Annotated in this window: 14 protein-coding genes; 10 read left to right on the top strand and 4 right to left on the bottom strand. The window is 66.7% G+C overall.

Translation table 11 applies throughout. From position 1 onward, the window contains the following. Window positions 1-150: 150 nt before the first annotated feature. The 4 genes from RWX45_RS04165 to RWX45_RS04150 all read left to right on the top strand — a co-directional run bounded on the left by RWX45_RS04165 (window position 151) and on the right by RWX45_RS04150 (window position 5,369). Entirely contained in the window at window positions 151-1,473 is a 1,323-nt protein-coding gene (locus RWX45_RS04165) for a sugar ABC transporter substrate-binding protein (RefSeq protein WP_316022512.1), read from the top strand. A gap of 104 nt (window positions 1,474-1,577) precedes the next feature. Then, window positions 1,578-2,513, top strand: coding sequence for a sugar ABC transporter permease (locus RWX45_RS04160; protein ID WP_316022511.1), 936 nt, complete (start codon window positions 1,578-1,580; stop codon window positions 2,511-2,513). Further along, window positions 2,510-3,328, top strand: a complete 819-nt coding sequence (locus RWX45_RS04155) for a carbohydrate ABC transporter permease (protein ID WP_316022510.1) — start codon at window positions 2,510-2,512, stop codon at window positions 3,326-3,328. Before RWX45_RS04160 ends, RWX45_RS04155 begins: the two co-directional genes overlap by 4 nt. A gap of 28 nt (window positions 3,329-3,356) precedes the next feature. Further along, on the top strand, window positions 3,357-5,369 hold the full coding sequence (locus RWX45_RS04150; protein WP_316022509.1) for a glycoside hydrolase family 127 protein: 2,013 nt from the start codon (window positions 3,357-3,359) through the stop codon (window positions 5,367-5,369). Window positions 5,370-5,449: 80 nt separating this feature from the next. Here RWX45_RS04150 and RWX45_RS04145 read toward each other — a convergent pair whose 3' ends face one another. Continuing rightward, window positions 5,450-6,529 carry a cation-translocating P-type ATPase gene (locus RWX45_RS04145; protein ID WP_316022508.1) on the bottom strand — a complete coding sequence of 360 codons (1,080 nt, stop codon included), beginning with the start codon at window positions 6,527-6,529 and terminating at the stop codon, window positions 5,450-5,452. 49 nt (window positions 6,530-6,578) lie between these two features. Beyond that, a complete protein-coding gene (locus tag RWX45_RS04140; protein ID WP_316022507.1) occupies window positions 6,579-8,204 on the bottom strand; it encodes an HAD-IC family P-type ATPase in 1,626 nt (541 codons plus the stop codon). Between the two features lie 296 nt (window positions 8,205-8,500). On the opposite strand from RWX45_RS04140, the gene RWX45_RS04135 reads away from it, so the two are divergent. The 5 genes from RWX45_RS04135 (at window position 8,501) to rplI (ending at window position 12,863) form a co-directional block, all read left to right on the top strand. After that, window positions 8,501-10,837: a transglycosylase domain-containing protein gene (locus RWX45_RS04135; protein WP_316022506.1), complete on the top strand. Its 2,337-nt coding sequence runs from the start codon at window positions 8,501-8,503 to the stop codon at window positions 10,835-10,837. Between the two features lie 235 nt (window positions 10,838-11,072). After that, window positions 11,073-11,360 carry a 30S ribosomal protein S6 gene (rpsF, locus tag RWX45_RS04130; RefSeq protein ID WP_073333348.1) on the top strand — a complete coding sequence of 96 codons (288 nt, stop codon included), beginning with the start codon at window positions 11,073-11,075 and terminating at the stop codon, window positions 11,358-11,360. A gap of 26 nt (window positions 11,361-11,386) precedes the next feature. After that, window positions 11,387-12,001 (top strand): single-stranded DNA-binding protein, encoded by a 615-nt coding sequence (locus RWX45_RS04125; RefSeq protein WP_316022505.1) that lies wholly within the window; start codon window positions 11,387-11,389, stop codon window positions 11,999-12,001. 154 nt (window positions 12,002-12,155) lie between these two features. Next, window positions 12,156-12,392: a 30S ribosomal protein S18 gene (gene rpsR, locus RWX45_RS04120; protein WP_073333345.1), complete on the top strand. Its 237-nt coding sequence runs from the start codon at window positions 12,156-12,158 to the stop codon at window positions 12,390-12,392. 15 nt (window positions 12,393-12,407) lie between these two features. Further along, window positions 12,408-12,863 carry a 50S ribosomal protein L9 gene (gene rplI / locus RWX45_RS04115; RefSeq protein WP_316022504.1) on the top strand — a complete coding sequence of 152 codons (456 nt, stop codon included), beginning with the start codon at window positions 12,408-12,410 and terminating at the stop codon, window positions 12,861-12,863. Window positions 12,864-12,976: 113 nt separating this feature from the next. On the opposite strand, the gene RWX45_RS04110 is transcribed toward rplI, so the two are convergent. Then, window positions 12,977-14,419 carry an MATE family efflux transporter gene (locus RWX45_RS04110; protein WP_410050673.1) on the bottom strand — a complete coding sequence of 481 codons (1,443 nt, stop codon included), beginning with the start codon at window positions 14,417-14,419 and terminating at the stop codon, window positions 12,977-12,979. A 473-nt stretch (window positions 14,420-14,892) separates the two neighbouring features. On the opposite strand from RWX45_RS04110, the gene dnaB reads away from it, so the two are divergent. Then, window positions 14,893-16,338, top strand: coding sequence for a replicative DNA helicase (gene dnaB / locus RWX45_RS04105; RefSeq protein ID WP_316022503.1), 1,446 nt, complete (start codon window positions 14,893-14,895; stop codon window positions 16,336-16,338). 122 nt (window positions 16,339-16,460) lie between these two features. Here the strand turns inward: dnaB and thiD are convergent, their stop codons facing one another. Then, on the bottom strand, window positions 16,461-17,294 hold the full coding sequence (gene thiD, locus RWX45_RS04100; protein WP_316022524.1) for a bifunctional hydroxymethylpyrimidine kinase/phosphomethylpyrimidine kinase: 834 nt from the start codon (window positions 17,292-17,294) through the stop codon (window positions 16,461-16,463). Window positions 17,295-17,409 lie beyond the last annotated feature (115 nt).

Raw genomic sequence — 17,409 nt, 5'->3', positions numbered from 1 at the left:
CGAGTCTGATGCCGACGATCGCTAGAACTTGCACTTGCAACGAATCTTCCGAGCGTCTAGTCTCGGTTTCGCAAGCGCTTTCCAAAGTGTGGGCCACACTTCGTCGTCAGGGAAACGCTGAACCCGCTCAATGTCGAGATGGAGATAGTCATGAGCACTCGAATGATGACCCGTCGTAGCCTCATGCGGACCACCGCAGTTGTCAGCGCCCTTGTTGCCGCCGGAAGCTTGAGTGCGTGCGGTAGCAAGTCGGGCGGATCCGGCGCCTCTGAGGACGTCGAGATTCCTGCCGAAGGCACTGATGACGGCACCACCCTCACCATGTGGTCACGCGCCCCCTTGGAGCGCCAGGTCAACAACGCCGTCAACGCCTACAATGCCAGCCACAAGAATCAGATCAAAGTCGAGCTTCTTCCGAATGACGATGTCGAGGGCAAGGTCGGCGCCGCCATCCAGTCCGACGGCTTGCCCGACATCCTCGCGGGTGATGTTGTCCGCATCCCCTACTGGGTACAGCAGGGCGTATTCCGGGACATGACCGACCAGATTAACGGCCTGACCAACCTCGCCGACCTTCAGCAGGGACACATTGATGCCGGCACAGTCGACGACAAGAAGTACACGCTCCCTTTCGTCACCGACATCTCTGTCATGGTGTGGAACAAGGACCTCTACCGCGAGGCCGGGTTGGATCCTGAGGTAGGTCCCACCACCCTGGAGGAGTTCGAGGCTCACGCCACCGCCGTTGCCGGGCTCGGCAAGGACGGTGTGGCCGGTACCTACACCCTTGGATCGTCTGGCGGTGGCCTGACTTTCACGATCTTCCCCATGTTGTGGGGCAACGGGGAGGAGGTTCTCAGCGCGGACGGGACGCAGTCCTACATGGCCTCCGAATCCGCGAAGAGGATCTACTCTTCTTTTAACACTCTCGCCGGGCTCGACAACGGTATCGGTGCTGGCTCGCAGGAGGAGACCGGGGCCACCTGGACCGCGCCCTTCGCCGAGGGACACGTTGGCGTCATGCCCTATGCCTACACTTCGGTGGCGGCTCTCTTCGACACGACGGACTTCGAGATCGGCGTGTGCGCCATTCCTGGCATCGACGGAGGGAGCTCGACCTTTCTTGGCGGCGACGCCATTGGAGTCTCGCGTAACTGCCCCAAGCCCGCTCAAGCCTGGAACTTCATGTCGTGGCTCATGACCGACGAGGCGCAGCAGCAAGTCTTCGCGGACAACAACGACACGGCAGCCTCACTCACCGTCCTTGACAACGGCTATGCCGACGCCGATGAGCGCACCCGGATCGCCAACGTCACAATCGCCGATGGCCGCACCCCTGTCGCTGTCAACTATGCCGAGGCTTTCAATGCCGCCGGTAGCCCCTGGCAGCTCCTTATTCAGAACGCAATCTGGGGCGATGGTTCGCAGATCGATGCCCAGAACGACGCCATCAACGCGATTCTCGCCCAGTGATTCGGGCTCTGCGCCGACTCCAGCTCAACAACCACCGCGGTCCGGTGTCGTCCCAGACCCGCAGAGGGACGATGCCGGACCGCATCCCAAACCCCGGAGTACTCATGGCTCAACACACGCCGCTCTTTGAGGCAGAGCAGCGGCACCAGCACGCAGTATGGCGTGAGTGGCGACGCGGCGGCGCCTTCGTCGCCCCGACAGTCCTCATGCTCGTGCTCTTCTTCATCGTGCCGATTGTCCTCGTCATCGTCATGTCGGTGTCGAAGTGGACCCTCCTGGGAGGGCGCATGGGCGTCGCATTCCCAGACAACTTCAGGAAGATCTTGGCGGACCCTCTGCTCGGGCAGTCGGTGATCTTCACTCTCAAGTACACGGTCGTCACCACGGTCATTCTTCAGCCGATCGCAGTTGGCCTCGCGCTGCTCATACAGCAGTCACGCCGGTGGAACTCCATCGTGCGCACAGCAATTCTCCTGCCTGCGGCACTCGGCATTGCCTCGGCATCCCTGCTTTTTTACGCCATCTACTCTCCACAGGTTGGCCCGGTCACGAAGATCCTGGCCGCCGTCGGGCTGGCCGACGCCGGAAACTCGGTCCTCGGCACGCCCAACGGGGCACTCGTCGCCACCGTCGTCCTGGTCGTGTGGCGCTTCGCCGGCTACTACATGATCCTCACGATGGTGGGTGTGCAGGCGATTCCCAACGAGGTCTACGAGGCCGCCAAGATTGATGGGGCGGGGTGGTGGAGGACTTTTACCGACGTCACTTTTCCGCTGCTTAAGCCCACCCTTGCCATGACAACCATTATGTCCATCACCGGTTCACTGCTGGCCTTCGACCAGTTCTTCATTCTCACCAAGGGCGGCCCCAACAACGCCACGATGACGGTCGTCCAGCTCATCTACAAATATGCCTTCGAGACCAAGCGCGACCTCGGTATGGCCGCGGCTCTCTCGGTCCTCGTCCTCGTAGCACTCGTCGCCATCAACGCTCTCCAGCTCAAGGCCATGGGCGTGACCGACTCGGAGGAGGAGCGATGAACACCAAGACGCTGACCAAGGGCGTGTACTACCTGGGGACGGGGCTGCTCGCGATCTGCTTCGTCATCCCGCTGATGTGGGCGCTTATCGCGTCGGTCTCCCCACAGGCGGGAACCTCGCAGACGAGCGGCCACGGGTTCGGGAACTATGTCAAGCTCTTCACCTATGGTGCGGGACTGCCTGTCTACCTCACCAACTCGGTCGTGATCTCCGTGGTGTGCGTCGTCGTCACCCTCGTGGTGGCGACCACCGGCGGGTACGCCTTCGCGCGCTACCGATTCCCGTTCAAGAACGCCCTGTTCATCCTGGTGTTGTCCGTCATGATGGTTCCGTATGCCGCACTGCTCATCCCACTCATCGTGTGGCTCAAGGACCTGGGACTGTCGAACTCTCTCGTCGGCGTCGGCTTGGTTCTGGCGCTGTTTCAACTGCCCTTTTCCATCTTCATGATGCGCAACGCCTTCGCGGCGCTGCCGCGGGAACTTGAGGACGCTGCCCTCATTGACGGTTGCAGCTCCCTGACCGCCTTCGTCCGCGTCATGCTGCCCTCCGTGGTCCCCAGCCTGGTCACCATCGGCCTGTTCTCCTACCTCGCTGCATGGAACGACTTCATGGTCTCGCTCTACTTGCTCAACATGGACCGCTCGCCTTTACCCCTGGCACTGGTCAACATGCGCCAGCAGACCATCGGCGTCATCGACTACGGCCTCACGACGGCAGGTGTCGTCGTCCTCACCTTGCCCGCCTTCATCCTCTTCCTCGCCCTTCAGCGGTATTACATCCGGGGTATCACCTCGGGTGCCGTCAAGGGCTGAACCTGTCACACTCCGAAGGACTACCACTATGACCGTTACCGACACCGCGCCTGCATTCTTCACAGCCTCCACCACCATGAAGGCGCAGGTCGTCCCCACCGCCGACGCCATCCACCGCCTGGAGCCGCTGTCAATGGACGAGGTGACCTTCACGTCCGGTTTTTGGGCTGATCACCAGGCCGTCAACGCTTCGGGCATTATTCCCCACTGCCTGGCGTGGGAGGAGAAGGTCGGCTGGATCGAGAACTTCGAACGGGCCCGGACCGGAACCATCGCCGGTCACCACGCCGGCCTCTGGTTCGCCGACTCCGATGTCTACAAGCTGATCGAAGCCATGGCCTGGGAAGTCGCCCGTGTGGGAGACACCGAGCAGGGCCGCGCACTCGAGGCCGAGATTCAACGCCTGGGCACGCTCATCGAGGCGGTCCAGGACGAAGATGGCTACCTCAATACCCGTTATGGGAAACCTGGTCTCGAAGACCGGTACACGAACTTCCCCATGGGTCATGAGCTGTACTGCACGGGCCACCTCATCCAGGCGGCCATCGCTCGCCTGCGCAGTGGTAGGACTGCCGATGATGTCATCGTCCGCACCGCCCTGCGCAACGCCGACCATGTATGCGCCACGTTCGGAGCCGACGGCGTCGAAGCCGTTGGTGGTCACCCCGAGGTTGAGGTCGCCCTCGTTGAGCTCTACCGTGCCACCGGGCAACGCCGTTATCTTGACCAGGCTCAGATCTTCCTCGATCGCCGTGGACACGGCCTGCTCGGGGACTTCGAGTGGGGGCTCGAGTACTTCCAGGACGACATCCCGGTGCGCGAGGAGGCAGTCGCCCGCGGCCACGCGGTGCGCGCTCTTTACCTCATGGCCGGCGCCGTCGACGCCGCCATGGAACGCGGCGACGGCGAACTCCTGGACATCGTCCGCGCTCAGTACGACCGTACCCTGGCGCGACGCACCTATCTCACCGGTGGCATGGGCTCGCGCCATGAGGGTGAGGCCTTCGGCGACGACTACGAACTGCCCACCGACCGCTGTTACTGCGAGACCTGTGCGGGCATCGGCTCGATCATGGTGGCTTGGCGCCTCCTGCTCGCCACCGGCGATGTCCGATACGCTGACATCATCGAGCGCACCCTCTACAACGTGGTGGCCGCCTCCCCTGCGGCCGATGGTCGCTCCTTCTTCTACGCCAACCCGCTCCAGGTTCGCGTCCCCGGAGAGGAAGCCATGACAGGGGAGCTGTCATCGCGTTCCGGCACGAGTTTGCGCGCCTCCTGGTTCGAGGTGTCCTGCTGTCCGACGAACATAGCCCGTACGCTCGCCTCACTGGCTGGGACGAGCGTGACTCGTAGCGTGGAGTCAGAAGGGAGAGTTCCCGAGATCCAGGTTCACCACCTCACCTCAATGGACGTACGCACGACCGTGACCACGGCGCCTCACGGCGAGGAGCACGACGGTGCAGTGGCTCCTTTAGCTTTCCACTTGCGTACCGACTACCCGAACGACGGCCGCATCGGCCTGGTCATTGATGAGGCGCCCGCCTTTCCCGTGCGTCTGGCGGTGAGGATCCCCTCCTGGGCGAGCGGAGCGGCCAGACTCGACGGCGCTGTCGTTGAGTCGGCCACGGGCTCCGGTTACGCCATCATCGAGGGAGTCCTGATCGCGGGCGAGGAGCACATTCTCGAGCTCCCGATGATGCCCCGCGTGACGTACCCGCACCCGCGTATCGACGCCGTGCGCGGACAAATCGCCATCGAGCGCGGGCCGCTTGTCTTGTGTGCCGAATCGGTTGACCTTCCCGAAGGCGTGACTACCGAGGACGTCGAGCTCGCCCCGAGTGCCGGGCCGGTCCTGGATGCGGACGGACGGGTCACCGTTGAGGCGCGGGTCGTCGCACCCCCGAACGACTGGCCTTACGAGCCCGAGTCCTCGTCGGGCTCCGGGAACACATTCGCCTTACCTCTTGTGCCCTACTACTCGTGGGGAAACCGTGGCCCGGTCACCATGAGAGTGTGGTTGCCGCAAGCAACGTCCTGACGTGGCTTCGAGGGGCGATGGCCGCGTCCTCGCGCCGCGCGAGGTATCGAAACCCCAGACTGTCCGGCCCGCATGAGGCTTCAGGCCCGCTTGCGGGCAAGCGCGCGGGTGATGAGTTTGCGCAGCTCGTCGGCCCACAGGACGAATGACGCCATGCCCAGGCTCACCGCCCAGTGCGCGGCATCCAGGCTCGCGGTGGAGAAGGCCGCCTGCAGCAGCGGCACCTCCACCACCGCTACCTGCAGCACCACGCCCAGCGCGATCGCGCCCCACAGCCACTTGTTGACCAGCAGGTGACGGAAGGCGGACACCGTCTCCGAACGCGAGTTGACGGTGTTGAACAGCTGCGCGAACACCAGCGTGGTGAAGGCGGCGGTACGCGCCGTCGTCAGGTCGTCGGTGCTCAGCGAGGTCTCGATGAGCCCGCCGGGCAAGAAGATGTCGAGCGTGGCGAGCGTGACTGCGGCCATGACGGCGCCAATGATGATGACGCCCCGCCACATGGCGCCGTCGATGACGCGTTCGGTGGGCTGGCGCGGCGGGCGCCCCATGACGTCCTCGACGCTCGGGTCCACGCCCATCGCCAGGGCCGGCCCGGAGTCCGTGATGAGGTTGATCCACAGGATCTGGGTGGCGACCAGCGGCAGCACCACGCCGGATTCACCATGTCCGCTCAGCCCGAGGACGCCGGCCAGCACCACCCCGAAGAACACGGTGAGGACCTCGCCCATATTGGACGACAGCAGGTAGCGCAGGAACTTCTTAATGTTGTCGAAGATCCGGCGGCCCTCGGCCACGGCGGCCACGATGGTGGCGAAGTTGTCGTCGGCCAGCACCATGGTGGCGGCCTCCTTGGTCACCTGGGTGCCGGTGATGCCCATGGCCACCCCGATGTCGGCGGCGCGCAGCGCGGGGGCGTCATTGACGCCGTCGCCGGTCATGGCCACGGTGTGGCCCTGCGCCTTGAGCGCGCCCACGATCCGCATCTTGTGCTCCGGCGCGACGCGCGCGTAGACGTTGACGTCCCTCACCGCGTCGGCCAGGGCGGCGTCGTCCATGACCGACAGCTCCCGCCCGCTGAGCACCCGCCCGCCGCGCTCGGTAATGCCCAGGTCGGCGGCGATGCGCCCGGCGGTGGCGGGGTGGTCTCCGGTGATCATGAGCACCCGCACGCCCGCCCGGTGGGCCTCGGCGACGGCGTCGTCGGCATTATCGACCCACCCCGAGGGTGCGCAGCGCGCGGCTCGACATGTCGGTGATGTGCTCGGTGAAGTTCTCGCTCGTGGCCGCGTCTAGGGGCCGGCTGGTTTCGCCCACGCGTACCGCAGTGCAGCGCTCCAGCAGGACGTCGGGTGCGCCCTTGGACATGAGGATGGTGCTGCCGTACTTGGCATCCGTGTACAGGATCGACATGAGCTTGCGCTCGGAGGTGAAGGGCACCTCGCCGACGCGGGTGAAGCGCCCGTTGCGGCTGCCCTCGGTCCCGAGCTTGCGCTCGGCCACGAGGAAGGCACCCTCGGTGGGGTCGCCGATGACGCTCCACACGCCCGCATCATTGGCCAGCTCCGCGTCGGAGGCCATGGCGCCGCCGGATAGGACCACGGTGACTTCTTCACGCAGGGCACCGGTCAGGGGCTCGGCGTCGGGGTGGCCGTCACGGTCGGCATCCGGGGCGACGTCGCCGTTGGGCTCGTAGCCGATGCCGGTGACGACGGTAGCGCCGGAGGCGGTGACCACCTCCTGGATCGTCATCTCCGAGCGGGTCAGCGTGCCGGTCTTGTCCGAGCAGATCACCGAGGCAGACCCGAGCGTCTCCACGCTGCTGAGCTTCTTGACCACGGCCTGGTGCAGGGCCATGCGCTGCACGCCGAGCGCCAGCACCACCGACAGGATTGCGGGTAGCCCCTCGGGCACGGCCGCGACCGCCAGCGACACCCCCAGCAGCAGGGCGTCGATGAAGGACTGCGCGGTGCGCTCGGGGGTGAGCAGCAGCAGGGTGGCCACCACGATGACGGCGATGGCGATGACCGCGATTCCCAGCGTCTTGGAGACCTGCGCGATCTCCTTCTCCAGGGGCGTGTCCTCGTCCTCGACGGCATCCAGCATGCGGGCGATGGCGCCCATCTCGGTGTCACCGCTGGTGGCGGTGACGATGGTCTGACCGGTGCCCTGGGCCACGGAGGTGCCGCGGTAGACCATGCAGGTGCGGTCGGCCAGGTCGGCGTCCGCCGCCACCGGCTCGGTCCTCTTGCTCACGGCGTCGGCCTCGCCAGTCAGCGAGGATTCGATGACGCGCAGGGCGGCGGCGGACAGCAGCCGCGCGTCCGCACCCACCTGGTCGCCCTCGCCCAGGATGAGGATGTCGCCGACGACGAGCTCGGTGGAGGGGATGACGACGCGTGCCCCGTCCCGCAGCACCGTGCTGGAGGCCTGGGTCATTGCCGACAGGGCGGCGACGGCGTCGGCCGCCTTGTTCTCCTGCACAAAGCCGAGCACGGCGTTGAGGGTGATGACCGCGAGGATGACCAGGGCGTCCACGGGGACGCCGTGGGCCCCCTCCAGCACCCAGGCCACCGTCGAGATGACGATGGCGATGATGAGCAGGTAGACGAGCGGATCGGCGAATTGGGCGAGGAAGCGCCGCCATGCCGGCACCGGGGGCCTGTGGGGAAGCTCATTGGGTCCGTCCGCGGCCAGGCGGCGCGCGGCGGCGGCGGAGCTGAGGCCGACGCCGGGGTCGGTGCCGAGGGCGGCGCACACGCCGTCGCCCGGAAGCGCCCAGGGGGTGTCGGGTGCCGCCGCGGTGGGTGCGACGGCGGTTGTCGAAGCTGTCACGCGTATATCTCACCAGGGGTGCGGTCGCGGGGCGAACATTGTTCGCCAACAGCACCCGGACTCCCCGCTTTTGGGTGATCTCCACCGATATTCCAGTGTCTTCAGAGGTGGAAGCGGCAGTGTCCAGGGAGTGTGCGCCGGTGGCCCCCCGGACGCCATCATCCGGGCTGCGGAGCGGCTCCGTCGTCGGAACGACTGAGCCCAGATTGACGCATCTGACACGCGATGGGGTGGCCAAGGTCGTCCGGGCGTGATGGGATGAACCTGGATGAAATTGCGGAGAGGAAGAGGAGCGCATGTCAGACTCCGCGAACCAGGGCGGTACCCGCCCCACGGGTCGAAAGCTCGCCGAGGCAGCCAACGCCGGGCGCGTCAACAAGGCGCGCAAGAGCAAGGCCTCTAAGCCGCGTGACACCAAGCGTCCCGCCAATCGGGGCACGCAGGTCAACGGCGCGGCGGCGAAGGGACGGCGGCGTCGTTTCAACTACCCGCGCGCCGGCAAGGGGCCGATTCGCCGCTGGCTGCCCAGCTGGCGCTTCGTGCTGGGGTCCTTCCTGTTCCTCATCGTCCTAGGGGTCGCCGCCTTCGCCACCGCCTACGCGATGATCCGGGTCCCCGAGCCCAACGAGTTCGCCCAGGCACAGACCACCACGGTCTACTACGCCGACGGCGCCACCGTCATGGGTGAGTTCGCTGAAGTGGACCGCACCATCATTGACACCACCACGCTGCCCGATTACGTCGGCAAGGCCGTGGTTGCCTCCGAGGACCGGAGCTTCTACTCCAACAACGGCGTCGACCCCAAGGGCATCATCCGCGCCTTCGTCAACAACCTGCGCGGTGGGGCCACGCAGGGGGCGTCGACCCTGACGCAGCAGTACATCAAGAACTACTACGTCGACACCACCAGCTCCTACGCGGGCAAGTTCAAACAGGCGATCATGGCCATCAAGATCGACCGTGAGATGAGCAAGGAGGAGATTCTCGGCTCCTACCTCAACACGGTTTACTTCGGCCGCGGCGCCTACGGCATCGAAGCGGCCTCCCAGGCCTTCTTCGGCCATTCGGCTACGGAGCTGACGGTCTCCGAGTCGGCGCTGCTGGCCGGCATCCTGCCAGCCCCGAGCGCTTGGGACCCCGACGTGGATCCGGATCAGGCCGCCGCCCGCTTCCAGCGCGTCCTGGACTACATGCTGGAGGACGGCTACATCACCCAGGACGACTACGACTCCGCCGCCTTCCCGGAGACCGTCGCCTCACAGTCGGAGGAGACCTACGGTGGCTCCACCGGCTATCTCCTGCAGATGGTGCGCGCCGAGCTTGAGGAAGACGCCGGCATGGAGGCGGAGGACATCGATACCGGCGGGTACAAGATCACCACCACGATCGACAAGGAGGATCAGGACGCCGCCGTCGCCGCGGTTGAGAACCTTCCCGAGGGGGCCTCGCCGAACCTGCGTGCCGCACTCGTGTCCATTGACTCCACCACCGGCGGGATCCTCGCCCTGTACGGGGGCGAGGACTACCTGACCAACCAGGTGAACTCCTCCACTGACGCCGTCGCCCAGGCGGGCTCCACCTTCAAGCCCTTCGCGCTCGTGGCCGCGCTGGAGAACGGGGACACGCTCGCCAACGGCTACAACGGCGATTCCCCCATGGAGATCGAGGGTACGACCTTCCAGAACTACCAGAACGTCTCCTACGGCTGGTCGAACCTGATCAAGGCGACCACCTACTCGATCAACACGGCCTACCTGCAGCTCAACCGGGATGTGGGCCCGGACGTGACCAACGAGGTCGCGGTGCGCGCGGGCTACCCCGAGGACACCCTGGGCCTGGACGCCTACACCCAGAACGTCCTCGGTTCCGCCTCACCGCACACGCTCGACATTGCCACGGCCTACGCCACCTTCGCCTCTCAGGGCACCAAGCACGACACTCACATCGTTGACACGGTCACCAACTCCGCCGGGTCGGTCGCCTACAGCGGCTCCACGGATGGGGAGAAGGTCTTTTCCGACGACGTGATGGCCGACGCGACCTATGCCATGCAGCAGGTCGTCAACTCCGGCTCCGGTACGACGGCGCTGGCGCTAGGCCGCCCGGTGGCCGCAAAGACCGGCTCCTCTTCGGACAACAAGTCCGCGCAGTTCGTCGGCTACACCCCGCAGATCGCCACAGCGGTGACTCTCTACCAGACCGGTGAGGACGGTTCGGAGGAATCCATCACCCCGTGGGGCTACTACGGGGAGATCACCGGCTCAACCTATCCGGCGGACATTTTCACCGAGTACATGACCACTGCGCTCGCTGACCTGCCGATTGAATACTTCCCCGAGCGTACGGCCGGTTCGTATTACGCCGGCGGCCTGTATGGCACGCCTGCGCCCGTGGAGGCGGACGAGCCCACGACCACCGTCACCGAAGAGGCCGAGGAGCCCACCCAGGAGCCTACGCAGGAGGCGACGCAGGAGGCTCCGGAAGTCACCGAGGCGCCCACCGAGAACTCGAATACCGGGAACGAGGAACCTGACCCCGTCGAGACCGGCCAGATTCAGCCGCCGACCCAACCGACGGAATCGGTTCCGAACGATGATTCCGATTCAGATTGGGCAGAGCAACCGGGGGGATAGCCGCCGGAGCCTCACTCGCCGAGCAGACGTGATGGCTGTGGGCACTCACGTGTCGCACCGCACGTGTGGGGGCGTCGTCGTCGCCTTTCAGTCGACGCCCGCTCTCCGGTACAGTGACCGGCGGGCTGCATGGTCCCGGCAGGCACAGGCGTGTCGGACGATGCAGCTGAACGCATCACCCTCCTGTCACGGAAAGGCCGTGACCGCTTGAGACCAGAGGAGGTGGGTACCAAGCATGCGTCATTACGAGATCATGATCATCCTCGCACCCGAGACGGACGAGCGCACCATCGCTCCCACGCTCGAGAAGATGCTGCAGGTCGTTCCCAACAATGGGGGCACCGTGGATAAGACAGACATCTGGGGCAAGCGCCGCCTCGCCTACGACATCAAGAAGAAGTCCGAGGGCATCTACGTCGTCGTCGACATGACCACCACGCCGGAGATCGCCCAGGAGCTCGACCGTCAGCTCGGTCTCAACGAATCGGTGCTGCGCACCAAGCTGCTGCGCCCCGAGGCCTGAGCGTCGACTCGGAACGGAGATAAGCAATGGCCGGCGATACCGTCATCACGATTATCGGGAATCTGACTGCGGACCCCGAGATGCGTTTCACGCCCTCGGGGGCGGCGGTCGCCTCCTTCACCATCGCCTCCACCCCCAGGTCCTTCGATCGGCAGGCCCAGGAGTGGCGTGACGGGGAGACCCTGTTCATGCGCTGCTCGATCTGGCGTGATGCCGCGGAGAACGTGGCGGAGTCGCTGACCAAGGGCACGCGCGTCATTGCGCAGGGCCGTCTGGTGCAGCGCTCCTTCACCACCCGTGAGGGCGAGAACCGCACGGTGGTGGAGATGCAGGTCGATGAGATCGGCCCCTCCCTGCGTTACGCCAAGGCGCAGGTCACCCGTCAGCCCCGTGGGGGCGGCCAGGGCGGCTTCAACCAGGGTGGACAGCAGGGCGGTTATCAGTCCGGCGGCCAGCAGGGTGGATACAGCCAGGGCTCCCAGGGTGGCGGCCAGCAGGGCGGCTACAACGCCGGTCCTCAGGGCGGCTACAACAACCAGGGCGGCCAGCAGGCTTCCTACAACGCCCCGCAAGGTGGCGCCGCGGATGACCCGTGGGCGACCGGCGGTACCACCAGCTTCGGTGACGAGCCTCCGTTCTGATCCGCGTGTCGGATTCAACTCGTTCAACTCAGCACTTTCGCTGCATATGTCAATAACTCGGCCCGGCCGGGTTGCTCGGCGCCGCTCGGCGCTCACCCCCATCTCGCAATAGTCATGCGGGCGCTCGGCAGCGCCCCCAATAAGGAGTACCACCATGGCGAAGCCCCAGCTTCGTAAGCCGAAGAAGAAGATTGCACCGGTCAAGGCCATCAAGGTCGGCACCATCGACTACAAGGACACCGCCACGCTGCGGAAGTTCATTTCCGACCGCGGCAAGATCCGCGCCCGCCGTGTCACCGGCGTCTCGGTGCAGGACCAGCGCAAGATCGCCAAGGCCATCAAGAACGCACGTGAGATGGCCCTGCTGCCCTACACGAGCTCTGCCCGCTGATAGGAGGCACGCATTATGACCACGAAGCTCATTCTCACCCACGACGTCAGCAACCTCGGCTCCGCCGGCGAGGTTATCGAGGTCAAGGACGGCTACGCCCGTAACTACCTCCTCCCCCGCAAGCTCGCCACTCCGTGGACCAAGGGCGCGCAGCGTCAGATCGACCAGATGGCCGAGGCCCGCCGCAAGCGCGCCATCGACTCCCTGGAGCAGGCCCAGGAGGCTCGCGCCTGGCTGGCCGACAATGTCATCACCGTCAGCGCCGCCGCCGGCGAGAACGGCCGCCTGTTCGGCGCCGTCACCACCGCCCAGCTGGCTGACGCCGTCAAGGAGGCCGGTGGCCCCGCCATCGACCGCCGCAAGATCGAGGTTGTCCCCCCGATCAAGTCCACCGGTCGTCACAGCGCCACCGTGCGCCTGCACGCCGACGTCGTGGCCCCGCTTGAGGTCAACGTCGTCGTTGCCCGCTGACCGAGGCTGACCGCCACTGACACACGTAGCCGACGCGCTGTGAGGCGCGTCGGCTACGTTTTTGCGCGGAAGGTCGGCGGATGCCGATGGCGGATCCCCCGCCCTTGAGGTCCTCAGTGACGCCAGGCGTCGGAACGGGCGCGCAGGCCCGTCACCAGCGCCCGCGCCCCCATGAACACCCAGGCGAAGGCCACCCACAGCCACACCAGCCCCGCGGTTCCGCCACCCGCAGGCCAGCCGTGAGCGACGACGACGGCGAGCGGCAGGTACGGCACCAGCGTCGCCATTTGGGCACCTGCCAGGTAGCGGCCGTCGCCCGCGCCCATGAGCACCCCGTCGAAGAGGAACACGGCTCCCGCCAGCGGCATCGCCGCTGCCGCCACCAGTAGCGACGGTCTGGCGGCGGCGATGACGGCGGCCTCGGAGGTGAACAGCCGTGGCAGCCACGCGTTCGCCAGGGCCAGTACCACGCCGATCACTGCCCCCGCGGCCACGCCCCAGGCGAGGCAGCGGCGCAGCACGGCATCGACCGTCGGGCCGCCCGTGTGCGCCGGCTCCGATGGTGCTTGATCTGATGGCGCCGTCGCGGCGGGTGCTGAGCGTGCGGCGTCGGCTTGCCCCAGGGCGGTGCCCACGAGCGCCTGCGCGGCGATCGCCAGCGCATCGAGTGCAAAGGCGGTGAAGTTCCACAGGGCGTTGACCACCTGGTGGGCTGCCAGCGCCGTCGGCCCCAGGGCGGTGGCCGACCAGACGGTGGCCAGAATCGCCGCCCGCAGCGACACCGTGCGCACCAGCAGCGGCGTGCCGGTGCCCAGGGAGGCCCGCAGGCCGGCTGCGCGCGGCGACAGCGCTACCCCGGCGTCCCGAGCTGCCTTGACGATGGGCCATAGCAGCGCGACCGCCATGGCGGTCTGTGCGATCGCCGTACCCAGGCCGGAGCCGGCGATGCCCATGCCCACCACGTACAGGAGGGTGGCGTTGAGGGCCACGTTGACGGCGGCACCTGCGGTGGCCACCACGAACGGGGTACGGGTGTCGAGTAGGCCGCGCAGTGTGCCCGTGGCCGCATACACCACCAGCATGCCCGGCAAACCCGGGGCGGAGGCACGCAGGTAGGCGATCGCGGCATTGGCGACAGCGCCGTCGGCCCCCATGACATCCACCGCCCAGGGCGCCCCGACGGCGAGCAGCACCGCTGCGACGACACCGAGCAGGGTGGCCAGCCAGACGCCGTCAATGCCGGCCTGCAGCCCGCCGGTGCGGTCCCCGGCTCCGAAGCGGCGGGCCGTCGTCGCCGTCGTCGCGTACGCCAGGAAGACGAACAGCCCGACCACCGTGGTCAGCAGGCTCGACGCCAGCGACAGGCCCGCCAGATTGTCCGCCCCGAGGTGTCCGACCATCGCCGAGTCGATGAGTACGAACAGGGGTTCGGCGACCAGTGCCCCCAGCGCCGGGACGGCGAGGGACAGGATCTGCCGGTTGAGGGAGTCGGGGGCGGCCTGCGGGGCGGGATCGGATGAGGGGGCGTCGGTGGCGCGGCGGGATGGACTGGGCACGCGATAACTCCGTGGTGGGTCGAAACCGGATCGGTGAGGGGGCGGGCCAGTGTCTCATGCGCGCCTGAAGGTGGGTGAGGCGTCGTCGGTGCGCATCTGGCGGAGGAGGTGCGTTCCTGCTGAGAGACCGACCCTCAGGTCGAGGTTAAGGTTCATCCACAGGAATACCCACTTATCCACAGATTGTGATTGCGTTTTGGACCGGGTGCATTGTGTCTTGTGACCGCTTCCGCCAAGAGGCGAGATTACAGCGAGTTTCGGGGGTTTCGGCGGCGTTGACGGCGACCGGCGCACACTGCGCTCCACACCCACTGCGGCGCGTCGCCCACAGGCTCAGCGGGGTTTTCCACACCCGGATGGCGACAGTCCACAGGCTGCAAAAGGTCACCGTTTGCAGCGGTCGGGATCGGCGGCTACAGTCGCGGCGCGACCCGGCTAGCCGGGGCGGGGCAGGAGAGAGCGGTGACTGACACATGACCGACGTCGACACCATCGGCGGCCGCACCCGCAACGAGGAGCGGCCGGTCGTGGACGCCCGCTACGACGGCGCCTTCGACCGGGTTCCACCCCAGGACCTGGAGGCGGAGATGTCCACGCTCGGCGGCATGCTGCTGAGCAAGGAGGCCATCACCGACGTCATCGAGGTGCTGCGCGGACCGGAGTTCTACAAGCCGGCTCACGAGTCGATCTTCGATGCCATCGTCGAGGTGTACAACCGCTCTGAACCCGCCGATCCACTCATCGTCGCCGACGAGCTGTCCAAGCGGGGCGAGCTGGAGCGCATCGGCGGCGCCCCCTACCTGGCCACGCTCATGGCCACCGTGCCGACGGCCGCCAACGCCGCCTACTACGCGCGCATCGTCAAGGAGAAGTCGCTCATGCGCGGCCTGGTGCAGGCCGGCACGCGCATCGCCCAGCTGGGCTACTCCACCGACGCCGGGGACATCGACGAGCTGGTGACTCTGGCGGAGTCGGAGGTGTACGCCGTCGCTCACAAGGAGGGCGAGCGCGAGGATTACATTGCCGTCGGCGAACTGCTCAACGAGGCGAACCTGGAAATCGAGGCCGGCCAGGCGCGCGAGGACGGGCAGATGCGAGGCGTGCCCACGGGCTTCGTCGAGCTCGATGAGCTGCTCGGCGGGCTGCACGGCGGGCAGATGATTATCGTGGCGGCGCGTCCGGCTATGGGCAAGTCCACCCTCGCCGTCGATTTCTGCCGTTCGGCGTCTCTCCACGCCCGCGGCGCCGACGGGGGCTTCATCCCCTCCTGCTATTTCTCCTTGGAGATGGGCCGGATGGAGCTCATGATGCGCATCCTGGCGGCGGAGTCGGGCGTGGCCCTCAATAAGCTGCGCGGCGGCAGCCAGATGGATGAGCGCGACTGGGAGGACGTCGCCCGCGCCTACAACCCCGTCTCCGAGGCGCCCCTGTTCATTGACGACTCCCCGAACCTGACCATGCCGGAGATCCGGTCCAAGGCGTTGCGGCTCAAACAGCAGCACGGGCTCGGGCTCATGGTGGTCGACTACTTGCAGCTCATGAGCTCGGGCAAGCAGGTCGAATCCCGCCAGCAGGAGGTCTCGGAGTTCTCCCGCTCGCTCAAGCTGCTGGCCAAGGAGTTGGACATCCCGGTGATCGCCGTTGCCCAGCTCAACCGTGGACCCGAGCAGCGCACCGGCAACAAGCCGCAGATGAGTGACCTGCGTGAATCCGGCTCGCTGGAGCAGGACGCGGACGTCATTATGCTGCTGCACCGCCCCGAGTACTACCAGGAGGAGGAGCGGCCCGGGGAGGCCGACATCATCGTCGCCAAGCACCGCAACGGCCAGACCCGCACCATCCCGGTGGCCTTCCAGGGGCACCTGTCGCGCTTCGCCAATATGGCCCGCAACATCACTCCCGAGCCGGCCTACGAATGAGCGCGGGCGGGCGCGTTCTACGACCTTGGTGCGCGTTTCACGACCCCGGGGTGGTCGTGAAACGTACCCCGGGGTCGTGAAATGCGAAAGGGCCTGGCGGCGTCGCCTGAACGGGCAGTGCGTCAGCCGCGGTAGAAGCCCTGGTAGACGTAGGTGAAGGGGATGTTGCCGTGCATGCCCGGGTTGACCGAGGCGGAGACGACGTTCTTGGCGGTGACGGTGGCCTCCAGCGGGGTCGTGCCCTTGGCCAGCTCGGCGGTGATGGCCGCGGCCAGCGTGCAGCCGGCGCCGTGCATGCGCTCGGTGCCAACGGCCGGAACCTCCAGGACCTCCAGGGTCTCGCCGTCGTAGAAGACGTCGAGCGCGGTGCCGGTGCCGAGGGTGGGGCCGGCCTTGGCCACCACGTTGGGGACACCCAGGTCGTAGATGCGCTTGGCCGCGTCCTTGAGCTGCTCGACGCTGGTGATCTCTTCCATGCCGGCCAGGGTGGCGGCCTCGAAGAGGTTGGGGGTGGTGACTGTGGCGCGGGGGAGGATCTTGGCGCGCAGGGCGTTATCGACGTCGAGGGCGGCGCCCGGCTCCTGCCCCTTGCAGATGAGCACCGGGTCCACCACGAGGTTGGGGAACTGGTAGCGCTCCAGGGCGGCGTCGACGGCGTCGATGGTGGCGGCGGTGCCGAGCATGCCGATCTTGACGGCGTCGATCCGGGTGTGGACGGTGGCGCAGGCCTCGATCTGGTCGGCGATGACCTGCGGGTCCACCGGCACGAAGCGGTGATCCCAGTTGTTCTTCGGGTCCATCGAGACGATGCAGGTCAGCGCGGTGCAGCCGAAGACACCGAGCTGGTGGAAGGTCTTGAGATCGGTCTGGGCGCCCGCGCCGCCGGTGGCCTCGGAGCCGGCGATGGCCAGGGCGATGGGGGGTGTGGCGGGGATGTTTACCGAGCTGTGTGCCATGTGGCCAGCATGCCCCGATGCGGGGCGGGTGTCCAAGCCGGCTCGGGTGCTGAACCGGGTGCGGCCGGGCGTCGTGCCGGGGGTAGGCGGGGCGGCGTCGTGCCGGGGCCGACTG

The organism is Actinomyces sp. MRS3W, assembly GCF_032465695.1.
Classification (GTDB): domain Bacteria; phylum Actinomycetota; class Actinomycetes; order Actinomycetales; family Actinomycetaceae; genus Actinomyces.
This window is presented reverse-complemented; position numbering and strand designations above follow the sequence as displayed.